The organism is Mycobacterium sp. NGS45 (genome assembly GCF_059812645.1).
In genome coordinates, this window is the sequence record NZ_JCALDB010000011.1 from 118,647 (window position 1) to 138,242 (window position 19,596).

Genomic DNA, 19,596 nt, shown 5'->3' on the forward strand with positions numbered 1-19,596 from the left:
ACACCGGCATGACCGGGGCGCACTCAGCTCATGCAGCCACGCCCCGGCCGCAGCGGCTCAGACCGACAGCGGGACCGCCGGCTCGACCGGGTAGGGGACGGCTTCGTCCGGGGCGGACTCACCGTCGCTCACCTCGGCGGTGGGCTCGGGCGGATCAACCCCTTCCACCCTGGACAGTTTGGCCAAGTAGACCGAAAGGTCCGGCCCTACCGCGGTGGCCCGCATCTCGAGCGAGTTGCGCCGGACGCCGTCGCGGTCCTCGTATTCATTGGTTTGCACCGTGCCGACCGCCACGACGAGGGTGCCCTTGCCGAGGCTGGAGATCACGCCGGTGCCCAACTTGCCCCAGCAGTTGACGTTCAAGAACAACGAGTTGACCGACTCCCACACGCCCTCGGCGTTGCGGCGACGGGCATTGCTGACCATTCGGAACTTGACGACGTCATCATTGCCGACCTGTCGCTTGGTCGGGTTACTCACGAGCCGCCCGACGACGGTCATCTGTGTGTCTGACATTGTGCTTCCTTTCCTGCACTTCTCACTGGATGTGATGGCTCCACTAAGCCCCTGGGCGGCGACGAATACGTGCGCGGTGGCCCAGCAACCGGGCCGGCCTGTGGATGAAGTCGGAACTGTGGAGTCGCGCTAATACCTGTCAACCGCTAGGTTTGATTGATGGCTGCTGAACAGGCTGTTTGGATCACCCGTCGCGCCCAAGCCGACGTCGACGCCGAGTTGGCGACCAGCCACGGGCCGCTGGCCGGCCTGCGGTTGGCGGTCAAGGACAACGTCGACGTCGCCGGGTTGCCCACCACGGCCGGCTGCCCGGAATTCAGCTACGCACCCGGGGCGGACGCCGCCGCGGTGGCCGCCTTGCGGGCAGCCGGTGCGGTGGTGGTCGGCAAGACCAATCTCGATCAGTTCGCCACCGGTCTGGTCGGGACCCGCTCGCCCTACGGCGCAGTCCCCGACAGCCGGCGACCCGACTACATCAGCGGTGGGTCAAGTTCGGGTTCGGCGGTCGCCGTCGCACTCGGGCAGGCCGATATCGCGATCGGCACCGACACCGCCGGGTCCGGCCGGGTCCCGGCGGGTCTGCAGGGCATCGTCGGCATCAAACCGACGGTCGGGGTGATCCGCACCGACGGCGTGGTGCCCGCGTGCGAGTCCTATGACTGCGTGACGATCTTCGCCGGCGACCTGGCACTGGCCAACCGCGCGATGGCCGCGATGGCCGCCGGAGCCGCCGGCCGGCCCTGGCCCGCCGACACCCCGCTGGCTGCTCCCCCGCGCCCGGTGGTCGCGGTGCCGGCCGCGTTGCCCGAGCTGGACGCGGACTGGCGCGCGGCCTTCGCCGCGGCCACCCAGCGCCTGGCGGCGGCCGGCGCGCAGATCGTCGAGATCGACATCGAGCCGTTCCTGGCGGCCGCCCGGTTGCTCTACGACGGCGCGCTGGTGGCCGAGCGGTACGCGGCCGTCGGCGCCTTCCTGGACGCTCACCCGGAGGCCACGATCGACCCGGTGGTGGGCGCCATCATCGGCAACGCCCGGGATCTGCCCGCCCACCAGCTGCTCGCCGATCGCCGTGAGGTGGCGCGGCTGCGGGAGGTTGCGCTGGCCGCGCTCGGCAACGCCGATGTGCTGCTGGTGCCGACCGCTCCGGCGCATCCGCGCATCGACGAAGTGGCCGTCGACCCGGTGCGGGTGAACTCGAAGATGGGTACCTACACCAACTTCTGCAATCTGTTCGATCTGTGCGCGGTGTCGGTGCCGGCCGGCACCGTCGGCGACGCCCAGTTCGGCGTAACCGTGCTGGGCCGGGCGTTCCACGACGCAGTGGTTCTCGACGTCGCCGCGCTGTTCACCGAAACCGCTGCGGTACCGGATGTCTGGCCCTTGGCGGCGGCCGCGCACACCGAGCTGGTTGTGTTCGGTGCCCATCTGCGCGGCGGGCCGCTGGCGCACCAGCTGACCGATGCGGGTGCGCGTTGGGCCGGCGAACTGACCACGGCCGCGCGCTACCGGATGGCGGTGTTGGACAGCCGACCGATCAAACCTGGGATCACCCGGGTTCCCGACGACGCTGCCGGCGCCGCGCTGACCGGGCAGCGCTGGGTGCTGTCGCCGGCTGCACTGGGCGGCTTCCTGGCCGCGCTGCCGCACCCGATGCAGCTGGGCAAGGTCGAGTTCGCCGATGGCAGTTGGCGTACCGCGTTCGGCTGCGACGGCGCAGCAGCCGCGGCCGGCACCGACATCAGCGGCTACGGAAGCTGGCCGGCGGCCCTGGCGGCGGGCGCCGTGGACTGACCGCTGCGCGATCGGCGGTCAGGCCTGCCGGATCGCCCGTTCGCGTTCGTCGAACTGGCGCCGCGAAATCCGGTGCACGCGTTGCATGTCGTCCAGGATGGCGCGCAGTTCGGCCAGGAATGCTTCCCGGCGCTCCCGCAGGTCGGGCGCCGCTTCCAGCAGCTTCTGGTCGGCGATCACCTGTCGGGCAGTCGCGAACAGCAACGCCGATACCGACTCGTTGCTGCGCACCAGGCGCTGCGCGGCGAGCTGGCCGCCAACTCCCAAGGCCCGCTTGGTGAGATCGGCTTCGCTGATGTCGGGGGCCGCGTCGCGCAGCACGTCGGCGACGATCGCGTAGGCCTCGAAGAACGGTCGCAGCATGGCGTGCGACATCAGCGGACTCTTGGCGAAGAGCAGCTGCTCGACGCCGGGCCTGCCGTCGGCGACCAGTTTCTCCCAGCCCTCGTACCAGGACATCTCCTCGGCGATGTGTTCCCGGAAGGTCGCCGAATCGGCGAAGTAGAACTCGAACTTCAGCAGATCACGCAGCCGCATCACCTGGGCCCAGAAGACGTCGAGGTGGTCCCCCTCGGCCCGGGCCGCGTGCGCCAGCGCGAGCTCGGCGATCGAGGTCTCCAAGAACGCGTGGATGATCGAATTGCGGTAGAACGCCGCTTCCAGTTCGTCTTCGGGAGCGATCCGCCATACCGGTTCCCGTCCGCCGCCGACCCTCGTGACCGGGTGCCCGCCGGACAACGCATCCAGAGCGGACTGCACCCCGTCGGGTGTGTGCAGGCGCAGCAGACTGTCAGTCACCGGTGTTCCCTTGCGCTGCAGGTAATCCAGGGAATCCTGCAGGGTGTGGTGCACCTGGGTGAGAGTGAGCGCGGCCCCGCGCGCGGTCAGCAGCAGTGCCGAGACCAAGCCGGTCGCGGTGATCGGGGTGACCGCCTGGATCCGCCAGGCCACTTCGATGGCCATCCGTTGCATCGCCAGCCGTTTGGCCGCCGGGTCGGTGGCGGTCTCGCCGTGCGGGGCACCCAGGTATTGGCGCATCGACACCGCGGGCGGGAACCGCACGTAGATCTTGCCGAAATTGCGTTCGCCTTGCGCCTTGATGAAGTTGTACAGCCAGCCGAGGCCCTCGGGGGTCTTCTCGCCGCCACGCGCGTACGCCGCGTACTCGCTGGTTTCGTGCAGTTGGTCGAAGCTGATCGACACCGGCTGCAACAGGATGTCGTCGCTGCGGCCGTCCAGGTAGGCGTCGGCCACATAGGACAGCAGACCGAGTTTGGGCGGCAACATCTTTCCGGTCCGCGACCGGGTGCCTTCGATGGCCCAGGACAGGTTGAACCGCTTCTCCACGATGTAACCGACGAACTGTCGCAGCACGTACTTGTACAACGGATCGTCGAGCTTGCGGCGGATGAAGATGACACCGGAGCGGCGCATCAGCGGGCCCATGAAGCCGAATGACAGGTTGATCCCGGCGAAGGTGTGCACCGGCGGGAGCCGGTTCTCCTGCATGGCCACCGGCACGATGGCCCCGTCGAGGTAGGAGCGGTGCGAGAACAGCAGCACCGCGGGGTGGGCTTCGAGGTCGTGGCGAAGCTCTTCGATTTCGGCCGCGTCGTAGTCGATGTTGGGGTCGAAGCCGCGGCTGAAGATGGCGCGGCCCAGATTCGGCATCAGGTCGACCGAGAACCGGCTCCAACCGGTGGCGAGTTCGTCGAGCATCGCGCCGGCCTTCTCCGCCGTGGCGCCCGGAATCTGCTGTAGCCCTTCGGCAAACCGGGTCGAGGCCATGATCTCGGGTTTGATCAGCCGGGGTGACTTGTATTCCGGCCCCAGCAGGCGCAGCTCGATCCGTTCGATGGCCAGGCTGGCCCGGCGCAGTACGAACCGCGCGAAGTCACCCGGGCTGCCGCCGACGGTGAGCTCCTGCCACTGCTTGCGCAGCTCACCGACGGTGGCGGGTTCGCCGGCGACCACGGTGGCCCGGCTGTTGTCGCGACGCAGGATTCGGCGCTGCAGACGTTCGGGTGGGCGGTAGGTGTCACGGCCGGACAGCAGGCCCAGCACCTTGACCCGGGTGGGTAACCCGCCCGGAACCCAGAACACCCGCACCGGCACCACGGTGCGCTCGGCACCGGATTCCAGTTCACCGACCAGGGCGGCCAACGCGTCCGGCGGTGGCTCGTCGGCGGGCAGTTGCAAGACTTCGATGCTGGCGTCCGGATTCTCGCGGCGGTGCCGATCCACCCAGCGGTCCAACAGATCCACTTCGGCCGGGGAGGACGCCGACGCCAACACCAAGGTGTCTCCGGTGATCTCGACCTCGGGCAGGTCGGCCGGGCGCTTGCTCATCGACGGTCCTGGTCTTGTTGGGCCGACGGCTGTGTGGCCGGGGCATCCGGAGTCGGTTCCGGTTGCGGCGCAGTCTTCTTGGCCGGCGTCTTCTTGGCTGCGGTTTTCTTCGCTGCGGCCTTCTTGGCGGCGGTCTTCTTGGCCGGGGCCTTCTTCGCTGCGGCCTTCTTGGCCGGCGCCTTCTTCGCTGCGGCCTTCTTGGCGGTGACCCGCTTGGCGGGACCCGTCAGGTAGGTCGAGATGTCGGGCAACTCGTCCTCGGGCCAGTCGGCCAGCGTATCGACGTAGAGCTGGCGGATACCGGCGATCCGCTCATCCAGGTCGTCTACCGTCCAATCAGCCACGGACACCGGCGGATAGACGATGACGTCGACGCTGCCCGGGTTCATCACCATCGCATCCCGCGCGCCCAGCACCTCGGCGTTGCGGATGACGACGGGCACGATCGGGATGCCCGCCGACATCGCAATCCGGAACGGGCCCTTCTTGAACGGGCCCACCGATGTGGTGTCGATGCGGGTGCCCTCCGGCGCGATCACCACGGACAATCCCTTGCGCGCCAGGTCTTCTACCTGTTTGAGCGATTCCACCGCGGACGCGGTGTCGTCCCGGTCGATGAACACCGCGTCCAACAGTTTGCCCAGTGTGCCCAGCACGGGATCGTCGGCCAACTCCTTCTTGCCCACGCCGGTGAAGTCGCTGCGTACCAGCGCACTGGTGATGACCGGGTCGAAGTTGTTGCGATGGTTGAAGATGAACACCGCGGGCCGTTGCGCGGTCAGGTTCGGGCGTCCACGTACGTTGAGCCGAACACCGCTGGCGGCCAACAACATCGCACCCCAGTTGCCCGTGAAGAAGTTGACCCCGCGACGCCGACTGCGGGTCAGCATGCCCCAGCCGATGGCTCCGGTGGCGATCGGCAACATCGCACCCATGCCGGCCATCGCACGCACGGCGCTGGTGATACCGGTGCCGCCTCGGCTGGAGAACCGCAGGATCGGCCAGCCGCGCTGGCGGGCCACCGCGGCCATCTTGCCTTCCGGGTTGGTCGGCCGTGGATTGCCGACCAGATACATCAAGGCGACGTCCTCGTCACCGTCGGCGTAGAAATAGCTGTCCGCCAGGTTGATTCCGCGTTCGGCGGCGAACTTCTGCACCGCGTTGGCCTTACCCGGCCCCCACAGGATCGGACGTTCGATCTTGCCGGTGACGATGCCGTCGTCGTCGAGCTCGAACCGGTTGGTCAGCATGTTGGGAATGCCCAGGAACTGGGCGACCGGCTCGACCTGGATGGTCAACGCCGATGAACTCAGGCAGACGGTGTGCCCGCGCTCCAGGTGCGCGCGCACCAGCTCGCGCATCTCCGGATAGACCCGCGACTCCACCTTCTGCCGGAACAACCGCTCGCCCACCTGGTCCAGGTCGGTGATCGAACGACCACGCAGCGCCGAGGATGCGGTGGTGATCAGATCCTCGAACTCCGAGCGGCCCAATTGATGGTTGATCCCGGCGAACAGCATGTTCAGGAAGTCGCCCACACCCATCTGCCGACTCAGCAACTGCTCCTGGGTCAGCAGTACACCGGTGAAGCCGGCCACCAAGGTGCCGTCCAGGTCGAAGAACGCCCCGATCTTCGGCCCCTGGGGGCTGGCCTTAATCTCGGCGACCGATCCCGGCAGTCGCAGGTTCTTGGGCGTGCTCATCGGGGCACCTCTTCATTCGTGGTCTCGACGGCGAAGGTGGCCGGCACCGCCCTCGGCGCCGGATCGCCGGCGAGCGCCAGGACTTCGTTGAAACCGTCGAGCAGGCAGCGCGCGAACAGCGCCTCGTCGATGACCGAAGCCCGGTCATAGCGCGCACTGATGGTGCAGTAGCCGCTGCGCGAAACCAGCACCACCATCATCGCCACGCCGGGCAGCGGGCCAAGTCCGTACTGGCGCAACACCTTCGATCCGGCGATGTAGGTGTCTTCCAAGAACACCGGGATGTTGCTGGCCTGCACGTCGGCTGAGATCACCGAACCGGTCATGCCCTCGAGCACCGAATCGGGCAGCAGCGACACCAGCGGCGCCACCGCGCCCATCACGTCGAGTGCGGCCTCTTCGCGCTTCTTGGTCATCTGTTCGCGGATCTTGGCCATCCGCACGGCCGGGTCCGGGGTGCCGACCGGGGCCGCGAGGTTGACGCCGGAGAACCGGTTGCCGCCGGCCGGGTCGGAGTCGGCGCGCAGGTTGACCGGAACGGCCATCGGCAAGGTTGCGATCGGTACGCCCCGGGCCTCGTGATAGAGCCGCAGGGCGCCGCACAGGCCGGCCAGATAGGCGTCGTTGATCGAACCGCCGCCGGCCTTGGCGGCACGGTGCAGATCGGCGAACGGGATGTCGATCGCCTCGCTGCGACTCGACAGGCTGCGCCGGCGCAACAGCGGCGACGGCGCCGCGGCCTGCCGCATCAGATGCCGACCGGAAGAGGCAAAGTCGAGCACGCCGGCGACCGTCGCGCCCGGGTCGGTAATCGCCTTGGCCACCGCACCCACGGTGCCGGTGAGAACGTCGCGCACCGAACCGACGACCGCCCCGGGCAGGTTCCTGATGCCTTGCCGCATCAGGTCATTGGGTGAGAGATCACGCGGAATCGGCAGCGGGGCCTCGGGTTTCGGTGGCGCATCGGGCGTCATGTCGAACAGTTCGGCGAACATCTGCACGCTGCCCACACCGTCGGTGACCGCATGGCTCATGTGCAGTAGTTCCGCGGCGCGCCCGTCGGGCAGGCCCTCGATCAAGGTGGCGCTCCACAGTGGCCGGGAGATGTCCAACGGTGATTGCAGCAGCACTTCGGCCAAATCGAACACCTGGCGCAGGGTGCCCGGTTCGGGAACCCGGACCCGGCGGACGTGGAAGTCGAGGTTGAAGTCCGGATCGATCACCCAACGCGGCGCGGCCGTCGGCAGCGTGGGCATCACGACCTTCTGCCGCAGCCGCGGGATGCGTCGTGAGGCGTTCTCGAAGGTGCTCTGGTAGCGCTGCCAGTCCGGAGCGCTGTCGAGCAGTTCGAGGGCCATGATGCCCGAGCGGGTACGCGGGTTGGCTTCGCCGCGATGCAGCAGCTGGTCGACGGCGCTGAGTTGGTCGGACGGCGGAGCAGCGCCGTTGGGTTCACTCACGGGCGACTCCACCCTCCTGTTTGCTCACCTGGCTTGCCAGCACCACGCTAGCCCGCAGGTCGTCGCGGTGGGACCCGATTCTACGGATCCCGACGCCGCGGTGGCCGGATGAGATTCGTCGTGGACACCAAAGCTGGTGCCGGACGGAAGAATTGGTCCCGGTGGAACTAGCTGACGTGCTGCACTGCGTGAGACATGGCATGCCGTCCGTAAGTGACGCCGAGGAAGTCGGCGACGGAGTCGGTGACCATTTGCGAGCGGACGGTCGCCAGCACGTCGAACCCGTGGTGGGCGTTGGGCAATTCGGCGTGCGCGACCACCGGGGCACCCGCGCTGCGCAACGCCTCGACGAAGCCGGTCGCCTGGGTGTGCGGGATGACGGCGTCGTTGCGGCCGTGCAGCACGAAGAACGGCGGCGCGTCGCGGTGCACGTGGGTCACCGGGGAGGCGAACCGGTACAACTCGGGATCGTCTTCGAAGCGGGTACGCATCACGAACCGTTCCAGGAACGGCAGCATCAACTCGCACATGTGCTCGGGGTTGGTCAGGTCGTAGGCGCCGTAATAGGGCACCACGGCCTGCACCGAGGTGTCGACGTCTTCGAATCCGGGCTGCAATGTGCGATCCTGCGCGGTCAACGCTGCCAGCGAGCCGACATGCGCGCCCGCCGAACCCCCGGTGAGTGCGATGAAGTCCGGGTCGCCACCGAAGTCGGCGATGTTCTGGCGTACCCAGGCGATGGCGCGTTTGACGTCGTGGACGTGGGCCGGCCACGGGGTCAGCGGACTGCGGCTGTAGTTGATCGTGATGCAGATCCAGCCCAGTTCGACCATCCGGCTCAGCAGCGGCACGGCCTGTCCGCGCTTCTCGCTGATCGCCCATGCCCCGCCGGGCACCTGCAGCAGCACCGGGGCGCGATCGCCGGGTTGCAGATCGGGACGGCGCCACACGTCGAGCAGATGGTCGCGCCGTTCGGGGCCGTAGGCGATGTCCTTGGTGGCCGTGGCATAGCGGCGTCGGCGGGTTGCGTGCAGCATGCCGTGAACGCTGTGCCGGCGGACCGCGGACTGCACCGGGTGCACCACCCGCTCGTGGTAGCCGTCGCCGTGCGCCTGGGTGAGCGCTTCGCGTAGCACCGCGTCGGCGCGCTGGGCTGCCAGTGCCCGGGTGACCCGGTGCACCGGGCCCACATCGAGGGTCGACAGTGCATGCCCGGTCAAGACCGGCACGGGGAATTCGGTGGCGGCCCAGCCGGCCACCCAGGCTGCGAGCTGCGGTGCGCCACGCAGCAGAATGCTGGCCGCTCGCCAGGTCTCGGACGGGTCAGCCGCCAACCGCAGGGTCTGGGAACCGGCCCAGGCACAGCTCTTGGACACGTCAGTAACGATGCTCATTGCACCCTCGCGTTTCCGGTGGGCGTTGTTGCCCGCGCTCGACACCGGAACGACCTTCCGGTGTGCCGCCGGTCACACATTAGCGGACTTATGCTGACGAGTCCGTCATTTGGGGTGCGCGTGGCGCTGGCGATCGCAGGACCCCTCGCCAGGGCGTCCCGGGGGCGACATGGAGCGGGCTTCACGCGCCCTGCCTGCACGCAGTGTGCAGCCAAGGTACGCCGAACGGCCCTTTCACGGCCCCTGCCTGCACAGAGTGTGCAAGCAAGGTACGCCGAACGGCCCTTTCACGCGCCCTGCCCGCACACAGTGTGCAAGCAAGGTACGCCGAACAGCCCTTTCACGCGCCCTGACCGCACAGGGTGTGCAACCAGGGCACATGAACCTCCACCGGACGGCCGTCGCGGAGCATATTGCGCACCACTGGTTGGATTAGACTGCGTGCGCGCTGCCTCCGTAGCTCAGTTGGATAGAGCAAGGGCCTTCTAATCCCTAGGTCGCAGGTTCGATTCCTGCCGGGGGCGCCACTTGACCTGCGGCGATGCGATGCCGTGCAAAGTTCGTGCAATAGCGTCATCGCAGGTCGTTCTCCTCTGCGCCGCCGAGGCGCCCGCCCGCCCGACAACATGGCCCGAACCTGCGGTGGCCGTCGTAGGCTCCCGGATATGAGCCGAATCGGAGACTTTCCCGACGACGACGTGGCCGGCTGGATGCAGAAATCCCCCGCGATCGGCACGGCGCTGGCCGGATTCAGCCACGCGGTCTACAACGAGAACCGGCTGCCGATGCGGGTGCGCGAAGTCGCCCGGATGGTGATCGCCCACGACAACGAATGCGCCGTGTGCGTCAACACCCGCGATGCCGACGGCGCGGCCGCCGGGGTCGATGAGGATCTCTACGAGCACATCGCCGAGTGGCGCAGCTGGCCCGGCTACACCGAGCAGGAACGCATCGCCGCCGAATTCGCGCACCGGTTCGGCACCGAACACACCGAGCTGCGCGACGACGAGGATTTCTGGCAGCGGGCCGGCGTGCACTTCTCCGAGGAGCTGCTGGCTGATCTGGCCCTGTCCTGTGCCATGTGGGTCGGGATGGGCCGGGTGCTGCGCACCCTCGACATCGGCCAGGCCTGCAAGCTCACGTTGCCCAGCCGAGCCTGAATCGGGGCCCGCGCGTCGAAGTGGGTTGAAATCCGCGGGAAATGGGCATTGTGCATGCACCGCACGGCCATGTGACCCACCCGGAAGAAGGAGTAGCCGCTGTGCCATCTGCGACCGCCGGCCCCGACAACCCGCAGCAGACCACGCTGACCGGTTTGACACTTGCCACCCTGGTCAGCGTCGCCACCGCAGCCACCCTGTTGGTGAACTTCCTGGCCAATGGCCTGCCGATCAACGGCCAGACCACCGGCGAAGTCACCGAGAATTTCGACGTCTACTTCATTCCGGCCGGCTACGCCTTCAGCATCTGGAGCCTCATCTATCTGGGCCTGATCGCCTACAGCGTGTACCTCAGTCTGGCTGTCGCGCGCGGCCGGAACTCGGCGACCGCGCGAGCCATCGCACCGTGGTATCTGCTGGCCGCTGCGGCCAACTGCGCCTGGCTGTTTGCCTGGCATCACAACCAGTTCCCGCTCAGCATGCTGCTGATGCTCGTGCTGTTGGCTTCGCTGCTGGTCATCTACCGCATCCAGCTGCGCCGTCCGGCGGCCAACAAGCTGGAACTGTGGACCGTGCACATCCCGTTCCGGGTGTACCTGGGTTGGATCTCGGTGGCGACCATCGCCAATGCCACCATCACCCTCGACGACGCCGGCTGGAACGGCTTCGGTCTGTCCGAGCCCACCTGGGGCGTGATCATGGTCGTGGTGGCCACGGCGCTGGGATTGGCGATGAGCCTGCTGCACGGCGACGTCGGGTACGTCGCGGTGATCGTGTGGGCGCTGGTGGCGGTCGCAGTGCGGCTGCACGAGACCACCCCGATCCTGGTGGTTGGGCTGGCCGGAGCCGTGGTCCTGGTGGCGTCGCTGCTCGTCACCGCACGCCGGGACCCCGCACCTACCGCCGGGAGCTGATCGGGTCGATCACTGTGGGCCGGCCGGCTCCCAGTTCTGCATCACCGCGTCCATCTCGTCGGCGGTGAGCGCATTAACTGACAGCGCCGACTGCCGATCGCGGTTGCGGATGCCGTCGAGCAGAATCACCACGTAGCGGCGCCACAGCTGGGTGCCGACATGGCCGGCGAATTCACTGACCGTGCCCGCCAGCAGAGCGAAGATCGGCAGATCGCTGGCGGCCACCCCCGGCCGCAGGTGGCCGTCGCGCTCGGCTCGTTCCACCAGTTCGGTCAGCACCGGACTGAGCCGCTCACGGGCCAGCCGCACCCGCTCACCGCCGTAGCGATGGCTGAACACGATCTCGCGCAGGCCCCGGTCGGTGGCCGTGATGGCACACATCTGCTCGACGAACCACACGAACGATTGCCAGGAATCATCTTGGGACAGCGCGATTTCAGCGAGTCCGATGAGTTGATCGAGGCCGTCGACGAAGATCGCTTCGATCAGTTCTTCCTTGGTGGCGAAACGCCGGTAGACGGTGCCCACACCCACGCCCGCATGCCGGGCCACTTCGTTGAGATTGGGCTCCAGGCCCTTGATCGCGAACAGGTCGCGGGCAGCAGCGATGATCCGCTGCCGGTTGCGTTCGGCATCCTTGCGTAGCGGTCGATTGGGGCCCCCGGGAATGTTCATCGGCCGCCAGTCTAGGCTCATCGCGGACTAAGTGGATTGAACTCATCCACTTATTCCGCTAACTTCTCCCCTTGGAAAAACTTTGCGGGCGGTCGCTGCGGCGGCCGTCCGGATCGCACTGGAACGTCGGAAGGCCACCGTGACTGCACTTCGACGAATGTGGCTACCGCTGTTGATCATCGTGGCCCTGACCGCCGGCGCACTGGTCGTGACGAATGTCCGCAAGGTCTTCGGCGCGCACCCAGTGCTGATCACCGAACGCACCTCGGACACCGCCGAGGACTTCAACCCGACGTTCGTCACCTACGAGGTGTTCGGCACCGGCAGCACCGCCGTCGTCAACTACATGGACCTGGAAGGCAAGCCACAGCGCGCGCCCGACGTCCCGCTGCCGTGGACGTTGACGTTGCAAACCACCCTGCCGTCGGTGCAGCCCAACATCATGGCGCAAAGCGACGGCGACACCATCAGCTGTCGGGTCACCGTCGACGGTGAGGTCAAAGAGGAGCGAACCGTGACCGGATACAACGCCCAGACCTTCTGCTTCGTGAAGGCAGCATGAGCACGCCGACCCAGGCCCCGGGCAGCCACCGCGCAACTCGCGGCCGGTTGCCGCGCTTCATCCGGATGTTCGCCATCCCGATCATCCTGATGTGGATCGCGGTCGTCGCGGTGCTCAACACCGTGGTCCCGCAGCTCGAGGAAGTCAGCAAGCTGCGGGCAGTGTCGATGAGTCCGATGGACGCGCCGTCGATGATCGCCACCAAGCAGGTAGGCAAGAAGTTCGAGGAATACGAGACCAGCAGCTCGGTGATGATCGTGCTCGAGGGCGAGGAACCGCTGGGCGCGGCCGCACACGAGTTCTACGACCAGATGGTGCTCGATCTGCGCGCCGACACCACCCACGTGCAGCACGTCCAGGACTTCTGGGGTGACACCCTGACCGCCAAGGGCGCCCAGAGCCGGGACGGCATGTCCGCCTACGTGCAGGTGTACATCGCCGGCGACATGGGCGAAACCCTGGCCAACGATTCAGTGCACCGGGTGCGCGAGATCGTCGCCGAACGACCCACTCCCGAGGGTCTCCAGGTGCACGTCACCGGGCCCGCGGCAACCAGTACCGACCAGCACAAGGTCGGCGACACCAGCATGCGGACCATCGAGATGGTCACCTTCGCGGTCATCACCGTCATGCTGCTGCTGGTCTACCGATCGATCATCACCACGCTGATCGTGCTGGCCATGGTGGTGCTCGAACTGTCCGGCGCCCGCGGCGTCATCGCGTTCCTCGGTTATCACGAGGCCTTCGGGTTGACGACGTTCGCGACCAACCTGCTGGTGACGTTGGCGATCGCCGCAGCCACCGACTACGCGATCTTCTTGATCGGCCGATACCAAGAAGCCCGACGCGCCGGCGAGGACCGGGAATCGGCGTACTACAACATGTTTCACGGCACCGCGCACGTGGTGCTGGCCTCCGGGATGACGATCGCCGGCGCCACGTTCTGCCTGCACTTCACCCGGTTGCCGTACTTCCAGACCATGGGCATCCCGCTGGCGATCGGCATGACGGTGGTGGTCGGCATGGCGCTGACCCTGGGGCCCGCCCTCATCACGGTGTGCAGCCGCTTCGGCCGAGTGCTCGAACCCAGAACCCGCGCCAAGACCCGCGGCTGGCATCGGGTCGGCACCACCACGGTGCGCTGGCCGGGCGCGGTCCTGGTGTGCGCCATCATCGCGTCGCTGATCGGGCTGCTTGCGCTGCCGGGCTACCACACCACCTACAACGACCGGATCTATCTGCCCAAGAGCGTCCCCGCCAACGTCGGGTACGACGCCGCGTTCCGGCACTTCTCGCAGGCCAAGATGAACCCCGATCTGATGATGATCGAAACCGACCGCGACCTGCGCAACCCGGCCGACTTCCTGGTGATCGACAAGATCGCCAAGGCGCTGAAGAACGTGCACGGCATCGCGCAGGTGCAGACCATCACCCGCCCCGACGGCGATCCGATCAAACACTCCACGATCGCCTACACCGTCGGCCAGAGCGGCACCGCGCAGATCATGAACAACGACTATGCGCAGACCAATCTGGACAATCTGCTCGCGCAGGCCGACGACCTGCAGGCCAGCATCGACGCGATGACCGAGATGATGAGCATCCAGGCGGATCTGGCCGTGGTGTCGCAACGGATGGCCGACAAGATGCAGAACACCTCCGATGACATGTCGGACATGCGCGACCATATCGCCGACTTCGACGACTTCTTCCGGCCGCTGCGCAACTACTTCTACTGGGAGCCGCACTGCTCGAACATCCCGGTCTGCCACGCGATGCGGTCGATCTTCGACACCATCGACGGCCTCGACACCATGTCGAACAACTTCGAAGACCTGGTCCCGGAGATGCATCGGATGGCCGAACTGATGCCACAGATGGTCGCGGTGATGCCGGCACAGATCCAGTCGATGAAGAACCAGAAGCAGACGCTGCTCAACCAGTATCAGATGCAGAAGGCCCAGCAGGACCAGGCGATGGCGATGCAGGACAACGCCACTGCGATGGGTGAGGCCTTCGACACCGCCAAGAACGACGACTCGTTCTACCTGCCGCCGGAAGCCTTTGAGACCGCGGACTTCCAGCGCGGCATGAAACTGTTCATGTCCCCGGACGGACATGCGGTGCGGTTCACCATCATTCACCAGGGCGACCCGTTGACCCCGGAGGGCACCGCACGCACCGAGCCGCTGAAGATCGCGGCTGCCGATGCGATCAAGGGCACGCCGTTCGAGGGCGCCAAGGTCTACCTCGGTGGTAGCGCGGCGATGTACAACGACATGCAATCGGGCGCCAACTACGACCTGATCATCGTCGGGGCCGCCGCGCTGATCCTGATCTTCATCATCATGCTGCTGCTGACCCGGGCGGTGGTCGCGGCGGCGGTGATCGTCGGCACCGTGGTACTCAGTCTGGCGTCGGCGTTCGGGCTGTCGGTCCTGCTCTGGCAACACATCGTGGGCATCCCGCTGCACTGGATGGTGCTGCCGATGTCGGTGATCGTGCTGCTGGCCGTAGGAGCCGACTACAACCTGCTGCTGGTCGCACGGATCAAGGAGGAGATCCACGCGGGCCTGAACACCGGCATCATCCGGGCCATGGTGGGCACCGGTTCGGTGGTCACCTCGGCCGGTCTGGTGTTCGCATTCACCATGATGTCGATGGCGGTCAGCAAGCTGATCATCATCGGCCAGGTCGGCACCACGATCGGGTTGGGCCTACTGTTCGACACCCTGGTGGTCCGCTCGTTGATGACGCCGTCGATCGCCGCGCTGCTGGGCCGCTGGTTCTGGTGGCCGCAACGGGTGCGGCAACGCCCACCCCCGCAGCCCTGGCCCAAGCCGATCCAGCGGGCACCCGAGGAGACGCTCATCTGAGCGCGCCCGGTAGTTGGGTGCCGCCGGCCCCGCGGGCGGCAGGTAATCTGCCAACCATGGTGAGCCTGCGATGAGTGGTGGACTGTTCGCGCTACTCGACGACGTCGCGGCGTTGGCCAGGCTGGCCGCAGCCTCGATCGACGACATCGGTGCCGCGGCCGGCAAGGCAACCGCCAAGGCCGCCGGCGTCGTCGTCGACGACACCGCCGTCACACCGCAGTACGTGCAGGGCATCGCCGCGCACCGCGAGCTGCCCATCGTCAAGCGCATCGCGATGGGGTCGCTACGCAACAAGCTGCTGTTCATCCTGCCGGCGGCGCTGCTGCTCAGCCAGTTCGCTCCCCAGCTGCTGACCCCGATCCTGATGCTCGGCGCCACCTATCTGTGCTTCGAAGGCGCCGAGAAGGTGTGGGGCCGAATCCGCGGGCACACCGCGCACGCGGCGCCGCTGCCCGGCAGCATCAACGGAGCCGACGCCGAGAACAAGACCGTGACCGGCGCCATCCGCACCGACTTCATCCTGTCCGCCGAGATCATGGTGATCGCGCTCAACGAGGTTGCCAGCGAGGCGTTCTGGCCGCGGTTGATCATCTTGGTCGTCGTCGCGATCGTGATCACCGTGGCGGTCTACGGCGTGGTCGCCCTGATCGTGAAGATGGACGACATCGGTCTGGGCCTGGCCCAGCGTTCGTCGCAGCTGGCGCAACGGGTGGGCCGCGGCCTGGTCGCCGGGATGCCGAAGGTGATGTCGACGCTGACCGTGGTCGGCACGGTGGCCATGCTCTGGGTAGGCGGCCACATCTTGCTGGTCGGCACCAAAAACCTGGGCTGGCACGGTCTTTACGACGTGGTGCATCACGCCGAGGAGGCCGTCCGGCACGCGACCGGCGCCGGCGGCGGCGCACTGGCCTGGCTGACCAACACCGCAGCCTCAGCCGTGATCGGCCTCGTGGTCGGGGCCGTCGTGGTCGCGATCATGCACGTGCTGCCGTGGCCCAAGAAGCACCACGACGCCGACGCGCATCCCGAGCCGGCCGAACACTGAGCTCAGTCCCACCAGAACGACCAGGTGTCGGCAGCGCACAGGTCCACCGCGTACTCATCGAACGGCCGGACCGCCAAGACATCGGGGTCGAAAAGGGCGTGTTCCTTGGCCACCGCCCGGCATTCGGCGCTCGCAGTCGGCGGGCGGGTCACGTAGAGCTCGACGGTGTCGAAACCGACCGCCAATACAGTGGCACCGAAGCGGTCCTCCCAGGAACGCAACACCGCCGACAACTCGGCCCCCGACAACGCGTAGTTGGTCCCGCCGAGCCAGCCCACGGCAGCCAACACACCGGCCGGACGGTCCACCGGTACCAGCAGCAGCCCGATGCTCGACGTCTCGAAGGTCGGGCTCCTGCGCCGGTAGTCGGGGTCAGCCGGAACCGTCTCTGGTGCCCCGGCCGCCGGTCCGGAGCTCCCCGTCGCCAGACCCGCATACCGCGGTCCCCAGTGCGGATCCTGCTCACCCTCGTAGAGCGCGTCCTGCTGCCGAAACCACTGATCGACATCACCGTCGTCGGACCAACCGGTCTCCTCGAATTCGCCGACGCGCCAAGGCCGGTCGATCTCACCGTCGAGGCCCTCGGTGAGCACCGGCCACAGTCCGGTACTCCGGTAGGCCTTCGCCAACGCCACCCAGGTTGCGTTGGCCTGTGCCGTCGGGATTTCGGTCAGCCAAGCCCGCGCGGCCGATACCGGATTGCCGCCGTCGTCTCGCTGATAGATCCGTTCACCGGCCGGTAGAGCAACCCCGCCGACGTTCGCCGGACCATCGGCGGGCAGCGTTCCGGGATCCGCCGACGGCGCGGTCTCCGGTGTCACCATCTGGACCGGGTTTCCGGTAATCACCTGGTCGCAGCCCGCTACCAGCAGGGAAACGATGGTCAGCGCGACGATGACACGGCGAGGCATGGTGGGACCAGGTTAGTGCCAACACCCCCGACCATCGCCGCGGCCAGCGGCGGACAGGTACGAGGTAGCGTGCCAGCCATGAGTTCAGACCTGGTGCTGTATGCCGCCGCCGACGGGATCGCCGTGCTCACTGTCAACGATCCGGATCGCCGCAACGCGGTCACCGATGCGATGTCGGCACAGTTGCGCGCCGCGGTCGAGCGCGCCGAGGCTGACCAGAACGTGCACGCCGTGGTGATCACCGGGGCGGGTAAGGCGTTCTGCGCCGGAGCGGACCTGAGTGCGCTCGGCGTGGCCGCCGAGGAGGGGCTGCTGCGGATCTACGACGGGTTCATGGCGGTGGCCAATTGCACGCTGCCGACCATCGCCGCGGTCAACGGCGCGGCGGTCGGCGCCGGGTTGAACCTCGCCTTGGCCGCCGATGTACGGATCGCCGGTCCGCACGCATTGTTCGATCCGCGGTTCCAGAAGCTGGGAATCCATCCCGGTGGCGGCGCCACCTGGATGTTGCAGCGCGGCGTCGGGCCGCAGGTCGCGCGGGCAGCCCTGCTGTTCGGGATGCGCTTTGACGCCGACGCCGCTGTGGCACACGGGCTGGCGTTGGCCAAGGCCGACGATGCCCTGGTCGCGGCGTTGGAATTGGCCGCCGGCCCGGCCGGCGCACCGCGGGAGGTGGTGCTGGCAACCAAGGCCAGCATGCGGGCCACCGCCGCCCCGGGTTCGGTCGACACCGAGTTGCACCAGGCCGCACTGCGGATCGAACTCGGACCGCAGGCCACCTCGATCACCTCACCGGAGTTCCAGCGTCGGTTGGCAGCGGCGAAGTCGAAGTCGAAATAGGTTCGGGTGCGGACTGATTTGACGCGCTAGCCGATCACAACACCCGATTGGCTGCCGAGGCGGCCGAGTCCTCGTGATTTCGGTGCGCCGGGGGGCGCTCAGCGCCCCTGGACGCACCGAAATCGCAACTGTCAGAGGTGCGACAGCAGCTTCTTGAACGTGCCTGCCCGCCACGGCCGGCGGCCGCCGATCCGCAGGTTGCCGCGTAGCACCTGAGACCACATCGGCACCCGCCCGGAACCGACCAGCAGGAAGGTCACCGGGTCGGTGGTGATCACGTAGTCCACCGGCGCTCCGGCAGCGCCGACCATCGCCGAACCGTTGCAGGCTGCAAAGCGGTAGTCCGCTCCCCCGCGGATGCGCAGTTCGAAACTCACTCGCTGATGTGCCTGCTTGGGCCGCAGGTACTCCGGGGCGATGTTGAGCACGGCCGGGATGGTCAACAGCGCTTCGTCGGGGTCGACGGCCCAGGTGCGCCCGGCCGAGCGCGCGATGGCCAGCGTGGCGGCATCGACCGGCAGACCGTTGGGGGCCGCGACCGGAGTGGCCGGGTCCACCTCGGCGGCCAGATCAAGGTACTGCGACGCGCCGAAGCGCTTCGAGCGTCGATAGGTAGTTGGCCCGGGCCTGCGCGACGGGGCCGGCCGGACAATGACGTGGTAACTCGTGGTCATCGGACTGGTCCTCTAACAAAGAAAATACAATTCAGATATACCTACTATCGCACATATTGTTACTATGTCAATAGACTACCACTATGCCCAAGAACTCCGATGAGTCCCGGCCGTCGCTCCGCGCCGAACAGGTCGCGCAAACGCGCGCCGCGTTGGTGCGGGCCGGCCGCGAGCTGTTCGGGACGCGCGGATTCCGGGCGACGTCGGTCGAGGACCTGGCCCGCGCGGCCCGGGTCACCACCGGGGCCCTCTACCATCACTTCCGCACCAAGACCGAGCTGTTCGAGGCGGTGTTCCAGGATTCGCACACCGAGCTGGTGACCGCAGCCGAGGCGGCGGCGGCGAATGCGTCGAACATCCTCGAGGAAATCGCGTCGGGCATCGAGGCCTTCCTCGACGGCGTCCTGCAGCCCGAGGTGCAGCGCATCCTGGTGATCGACGGCCCGGCGGTGCTCGGGCTGGCCCGCTACACCGAACTCGACGAGCGCTATTCCTTTGCGGTGATGTCGGAGAAGCTGCGCACCGCCGAGCAGGCCGGAGTGGTGCGCGTCCAGGACCCCGACACCGTCACCCGGCTCATGCTCGGAGCGCTGACCCGCGGATCGATGCTGATCGCGAACTCCGAGGACCCGGTTGCCACCCGGCATGCAGTGGCCCGGTCGATGCGGGCGCTGCTGGCCTCGTTCGCCAGGTGAGTTGGGTGCGTTTGGGGGCGCTCAGCGCCCG

The 19,596-nt window shown here is 67.4% G+C and carries 16 protein-coding genes and 1 tRNA gene; 9 read left to right on the forward strand and 8 right to left on the reverse strand.

Annotation, left to right across the window (positions count from 1 at the left end; translation table 11 throughout):
* Positions 1-57: 57 nt before the first annotated feature.
* Complete coding sequence (locus AC5Y3P_RS12305; RefSeq protein WP_500046174.1) at positions 58-516, reverse strand: single-stranded DNA-binding protein; 459 nt, start codon at positions 514-516, stop codon at positions 58-60.
* Between the two features lie 159 nt (positions 517-675).
* Here AC5Y3P_RS12305 and atzF point away from each other — a divergent pair, with 159 nt between their 5' ends.
* Positions 676-2,307, forward strand: a complete 1,632-nt coding sequence (gene atzF / locus AC5Y3P_RS12310; protein ID WP_500046175.1) for an allophanate hydrolase — start codon at positions 676-678, stop codon at positions 2,305-2,307.
* An 18-nt stretch (positions 2,308-2,325) separates the two neighbouring features.
* On the opposite strand, the gene AC5Y3P_RS12315 is transcribed toward atzF, so the two are convergent.
* The 4 genes from AC5Y3P_RS12315 to AC5Y3P_RS12330 form a co-directional block, all read right to left on the reverse strand.
* The gene (locus AC5Y3P_RS12315; protein ID WP_500046176.1) at positions 2,326-4,656 is read right to left on the reverse strand and encodes a glycerol-3-phosphate 1-O-acyltransferase; all 2,331 of its coding nucleotides are present in this window, start codon (positions 4,654-4,656) and stop codon (positions 2,326-2,328) included.
* Complete coding sequence (locus AC5Y3P_RS12320) at positions 4,653-6,359, reverse strand: HAD-IB family hydrolase (RefSeq protein ID WP_500046177.1); 1,707 nt, start codon at positions 6,357-6,359, stop codon at positions 4,653-4,655. Before AC5Y3P_RS12320 ends, AC5Y3P_RS12315 begins: the two co-directional genes overlap by 4 nt.
* Positions 6,356-7,819 carry a wax ester/triacylglycerol synthase family O-acyltransferase gene (locus AC5Y3P_RS12325; RefSeq protein ID WP_500046178.1) on the reverse strand — a complete coding sequence of 488 codons (1,464 nt, stop codon included), beginning with the start codon at positions 7,817-7,819 and terminating at the stop codon, positions 6,356-6,358. Before AC5Y3P_RS12325 ends, AC5Y3P_RS12320 begins: the two co-directional genes overlap by 4 nt.
* Positions 7,820-7,986: 167 nt before the next feature.
* On the reverse strand, positions 7,987-9,213 hold the full coding sequence (locus tag AC5Y3P_RS12330) for an alpha/beta hydrolase fold domain-containing protein (RefSeq protein ID WP_500046179.1): 1,227 nt from the start codon (positions 9,211-9,213) through the stop codon (positions 7,987-7,989).
* A gap of 450 nt (positions 9,214-9,663) precedes the next feature.
* On the opposite strand from AC5Y3P_RS12330, the gene AC5Y3P_RS12335 reads away from it, so the two are divergent.
* From AC5Y3P_RS12335 to AC5Y3P_RS12345, 3 genes are all read left to right on the forward strand, one after another.
* Positions 9,664-9,740 (forward strand) — tRNA-Arg (locus tag AC5Y3P_RS12335).
* Between the two features lie 138 nt (positions 9,741-9,878).
* The gene (locus AC5Y3P_RS12340; protein ID WP_500046180.1) at positions 9,879-10,373 is read left to right on the forward strand and encodes a carboxymuconolactone decarboxylase family protein; all 495 of its coding nucleotides are present in this window, start codon (positions 9,879-9,881) and stop codon (positions 10,371-10,373) included.
* Between the two features lie 101 nt (positions 10,374-10,474).
* Complete coding sequence (locus tag AC5Y3P_RS12345; RefSeq protein ID WP_500046181.1) at positions 10,475-11,287, forward strand: TspO-related membrane protein; 813 nt, start codon at positions 10,475-10,477, stop codon at positions 11,285-11,287.
* 9 nt (positions 11,288-11,296) lie between these two features.
* Here AC5Y3P_RS12345 and AC5Y3P_RS12350 read toward each other — a convergent pair whose 3' ends face one another.
* Positions 11,297-11,962 (reverse strand): TetR/AcrR family transcriptional regulator, encoded by a 666-nt coding sequence (locus AC5Y3P_RS12350; protein WP_500046182.1) that lies wholly within the window; start codon positions 11,960-11,962, stop codon positions 11,297-11,299.
* A 157-nt stretch (positions 11,963-12,119) separates the two neighbouring features.
* Here AC5Y3P_RS12350 and AC5Y3P_RS12355 point away from each other — a divergent pair, with 157 nt between their 5' ends.
* The 3 genes from AC5Y3P_RS12355 to AC5Y3P_RS12365 all read left to right on the forward strand — a co-directional run bounded on the left by AC5Y3P_RS12355 (position 12,120) and on the right by AC5Y3P_RS12365 (position 16,445).
* Positions 12,120-12,524: an MmpS family transport accessory protein gene (locus tag AC5Y3P_RS12355; protein ID WP_500046183.1), complete on the forward strand. Its 405-nt coding sequence runs from the start codon at positions 12,120-12,122 to the stop codon at positions 12,522-12,524.
* Complete coding sequence (locus AC5Y3P_RS12360) at positions 12,521-15,400, forward strand: MMPL/RND family transporter (RefSeq protein ID WP_500046184.1); 2,880 nt, start codon at positions 12,521-12,523, stop codon at positions 15,398-15,400. Before AC5Y3P_RS12355 ends, AC5Y3P_RS12360 begins: the two co-directional genes overlap by 4 nt.
* 70 nt (positions 15,401-15,470) lie before the next feature.
* Entirely contained in the window at positions 15,471-16,445 is a 975-nt protein-coding gene (locus AC5Y3P_RS12365; RefSeq protein ID WP_500046185.1) for a DUF808 domain-containing protein, read from the forward strand.
* 2 nt (positions 16,446-16,447) lie between these two features.
* Here the strand turns inward: AC5Y3P_RS12365 and AC5Y3P_RS12370 are convergent, their stop codons facing one another.
* The gene (locus AC5Y3P_RS12370) at positions 16,448-17,356 is read right to left on the reverse strand and encodes a DUF4253 domain-containing protein (protein WP_500046186.1); all 909 of its coding nucleotides are present in this window, start codon (positions 17,354-17,356) and stop codon (positions 16,448-16,450) included.
* A 78-nt stretch (positions 17,357-17,434) separates the two neighbouring features.
* On the opposite strand from AC5Y3P_RS12370, the gene AC5Y3P_RS12375 reads away from it, so the two are divergent.
* A complete protein-coding gene (locus tag AC5Y3P_RS12375; protein ID WP_500046187.1) occupies positions 17,435-18,196 on the forward strand; it encodes an enoyl-CoA hydratase in 762 nt (253 codons plus the stop codon).
* A 131-nt stretch (positions 18,197-18,327) separates the two neighbouring features.
* Here the strand turns inward: AC5Y3P_RS12375 and AC5Y3P_RS12380 are convergent, their stop codons facing one another.
* Complete coding sequence (locus AC5Y3P_RS12380; protein WP_500046188.1) at positions 18,328-18,870, reverse strand: hypothetical protein; 543 nt, start codon at positions 18,868-18,870, stop codon at positions 18,328-18,330.
* 83 nt (positions 18,871-18,953) lie between these two features.
* Here AC5Y3P_RS12380 and AC5Y3P_RS12385 point away from each other — a divergent pair, with 83 nt between their 5' ends.
* A complete protein-coding gene (locus AC5Y3P_RS12385; protein ID WP_500046189.1) occupies positions 18,954-19,565 on the forward strand; it encodes a TetR/AcrR family transcriptional regulator in 612 nt (203 codons plus the stop codon).
* Positions 19,566-19,596: the final 31 nt, after the last annotated feature.

What these genes read in the sequence shown, in the direction of transcription:
- AC5Y3P_RS12340 (WP_500046180.1), top strand. Translation starts at nt 9,879, where the DNA reads ATGAGCCGAATCGGAGACTTTCCCGACGACGACGTGGCCGGCTGGATG.
- AC5Y3P_RS12385 (WP_500046189.1), top strand. Translation starts at nt 18,954, where the DNA reads ATGCCCAAGAACTCCGATGAGTCCCGGCCGTCGCTCCGCGCCGAACAG.
- AC5Y3P_RS12375 (WP_500046187.1), top strand. Translation starts at nt 17,435, where the DNA reads ATGAGTTCAGACCTGGTGCTGTATGCCGCCGCCGACGGGATCGCCGTG.
- AC5Y3P_RS12320 (WP_500046177.1), bottom strand. Translation starts at nt 6,359, where the DNA reads ATGAGCACGCCCAAGAACCTGCGACTGCCGGGATCGGTCGCCGAGATT.
- AC5Y3P_RS12305 (WP_500046174.1), bottom strand. Translation starts at nt 516, where the DNA reads ATGTCAGACACACAGATGACCGTCGTCGGGCGGCTCGTGAGTAACCCG.
- AC5Y3P_RS12330 (WP_500046179.1), bottom strand. Translation starts at nt 9,213, where the DNA reads ATGAGCATCGTTACTGACGTGTCCAAGAGCTGTGCCTGGGCCGGTTCC.
- AC5Y3P_RS12350 (WP_500046182.1), bottom strand. Translation starts at nt 11,962, where the DNA reads ATGAACATTCCCGGGGGCCCCAATCGACCGCTACGCAAGGATGCCGAA.
- AC5Y3P_RS12365 (WP_500046185.1), top strand. Translation starts at nt 15,471, where the DNA reads ATGAGTGGTGGACTGTTCGCGCTACTCGACGACGTCGCGGCGTTGGCC.
- AC5Y3P_RS12360 (WP_500046184.1), top strand. Translation starts at nt 12,521, where the DNA reads ATGAGCACGCCGACCCAGGCCCCGGGCAGCCACCGCGCAACTCGCGGC.
- AC5Y3P_RS12315 (WP_500046176.1), bottom strand. Translation starts at nt 4,656, where the DNA reads ATGAGCAAGCGCCCGGCCGACCTGCCCGAGGTCGAGATCACCGGAGAC.
- atzF (WP_500046175.1), top strand. Translation starts at nt 676, where the DNA reads ATGGCTGCTGAACAGGCTGTTTGGATCACCCGTCGCGCCCAAGCCGAC.
- AC5Y3P_RS12355 (WP_500046183.1), top strand. Translation starts at nt 12,120, where the DNA reads ATGTGGCTACCGCTGTTGATCATCGTGGCCCTGACCGCCGGCGCACTG.
- AC5Y3P_RS12370 (WP_500046186.1), bottom strand. Translation starts at nt 17,356, where the DNA reads ATGCCTCGCCGTGTCATCGTCGCGCTGACCATCGTTTCCCTGCTGGTA.
- AC5Y3P_RS12380 (WP_500046188.1), bottom strand. Translation starts at nt 18,870, where the DNA reads ATGACCACGAGTTACCACGTCATTGTCCGGCCGGCCCCGTCGCGCAGG.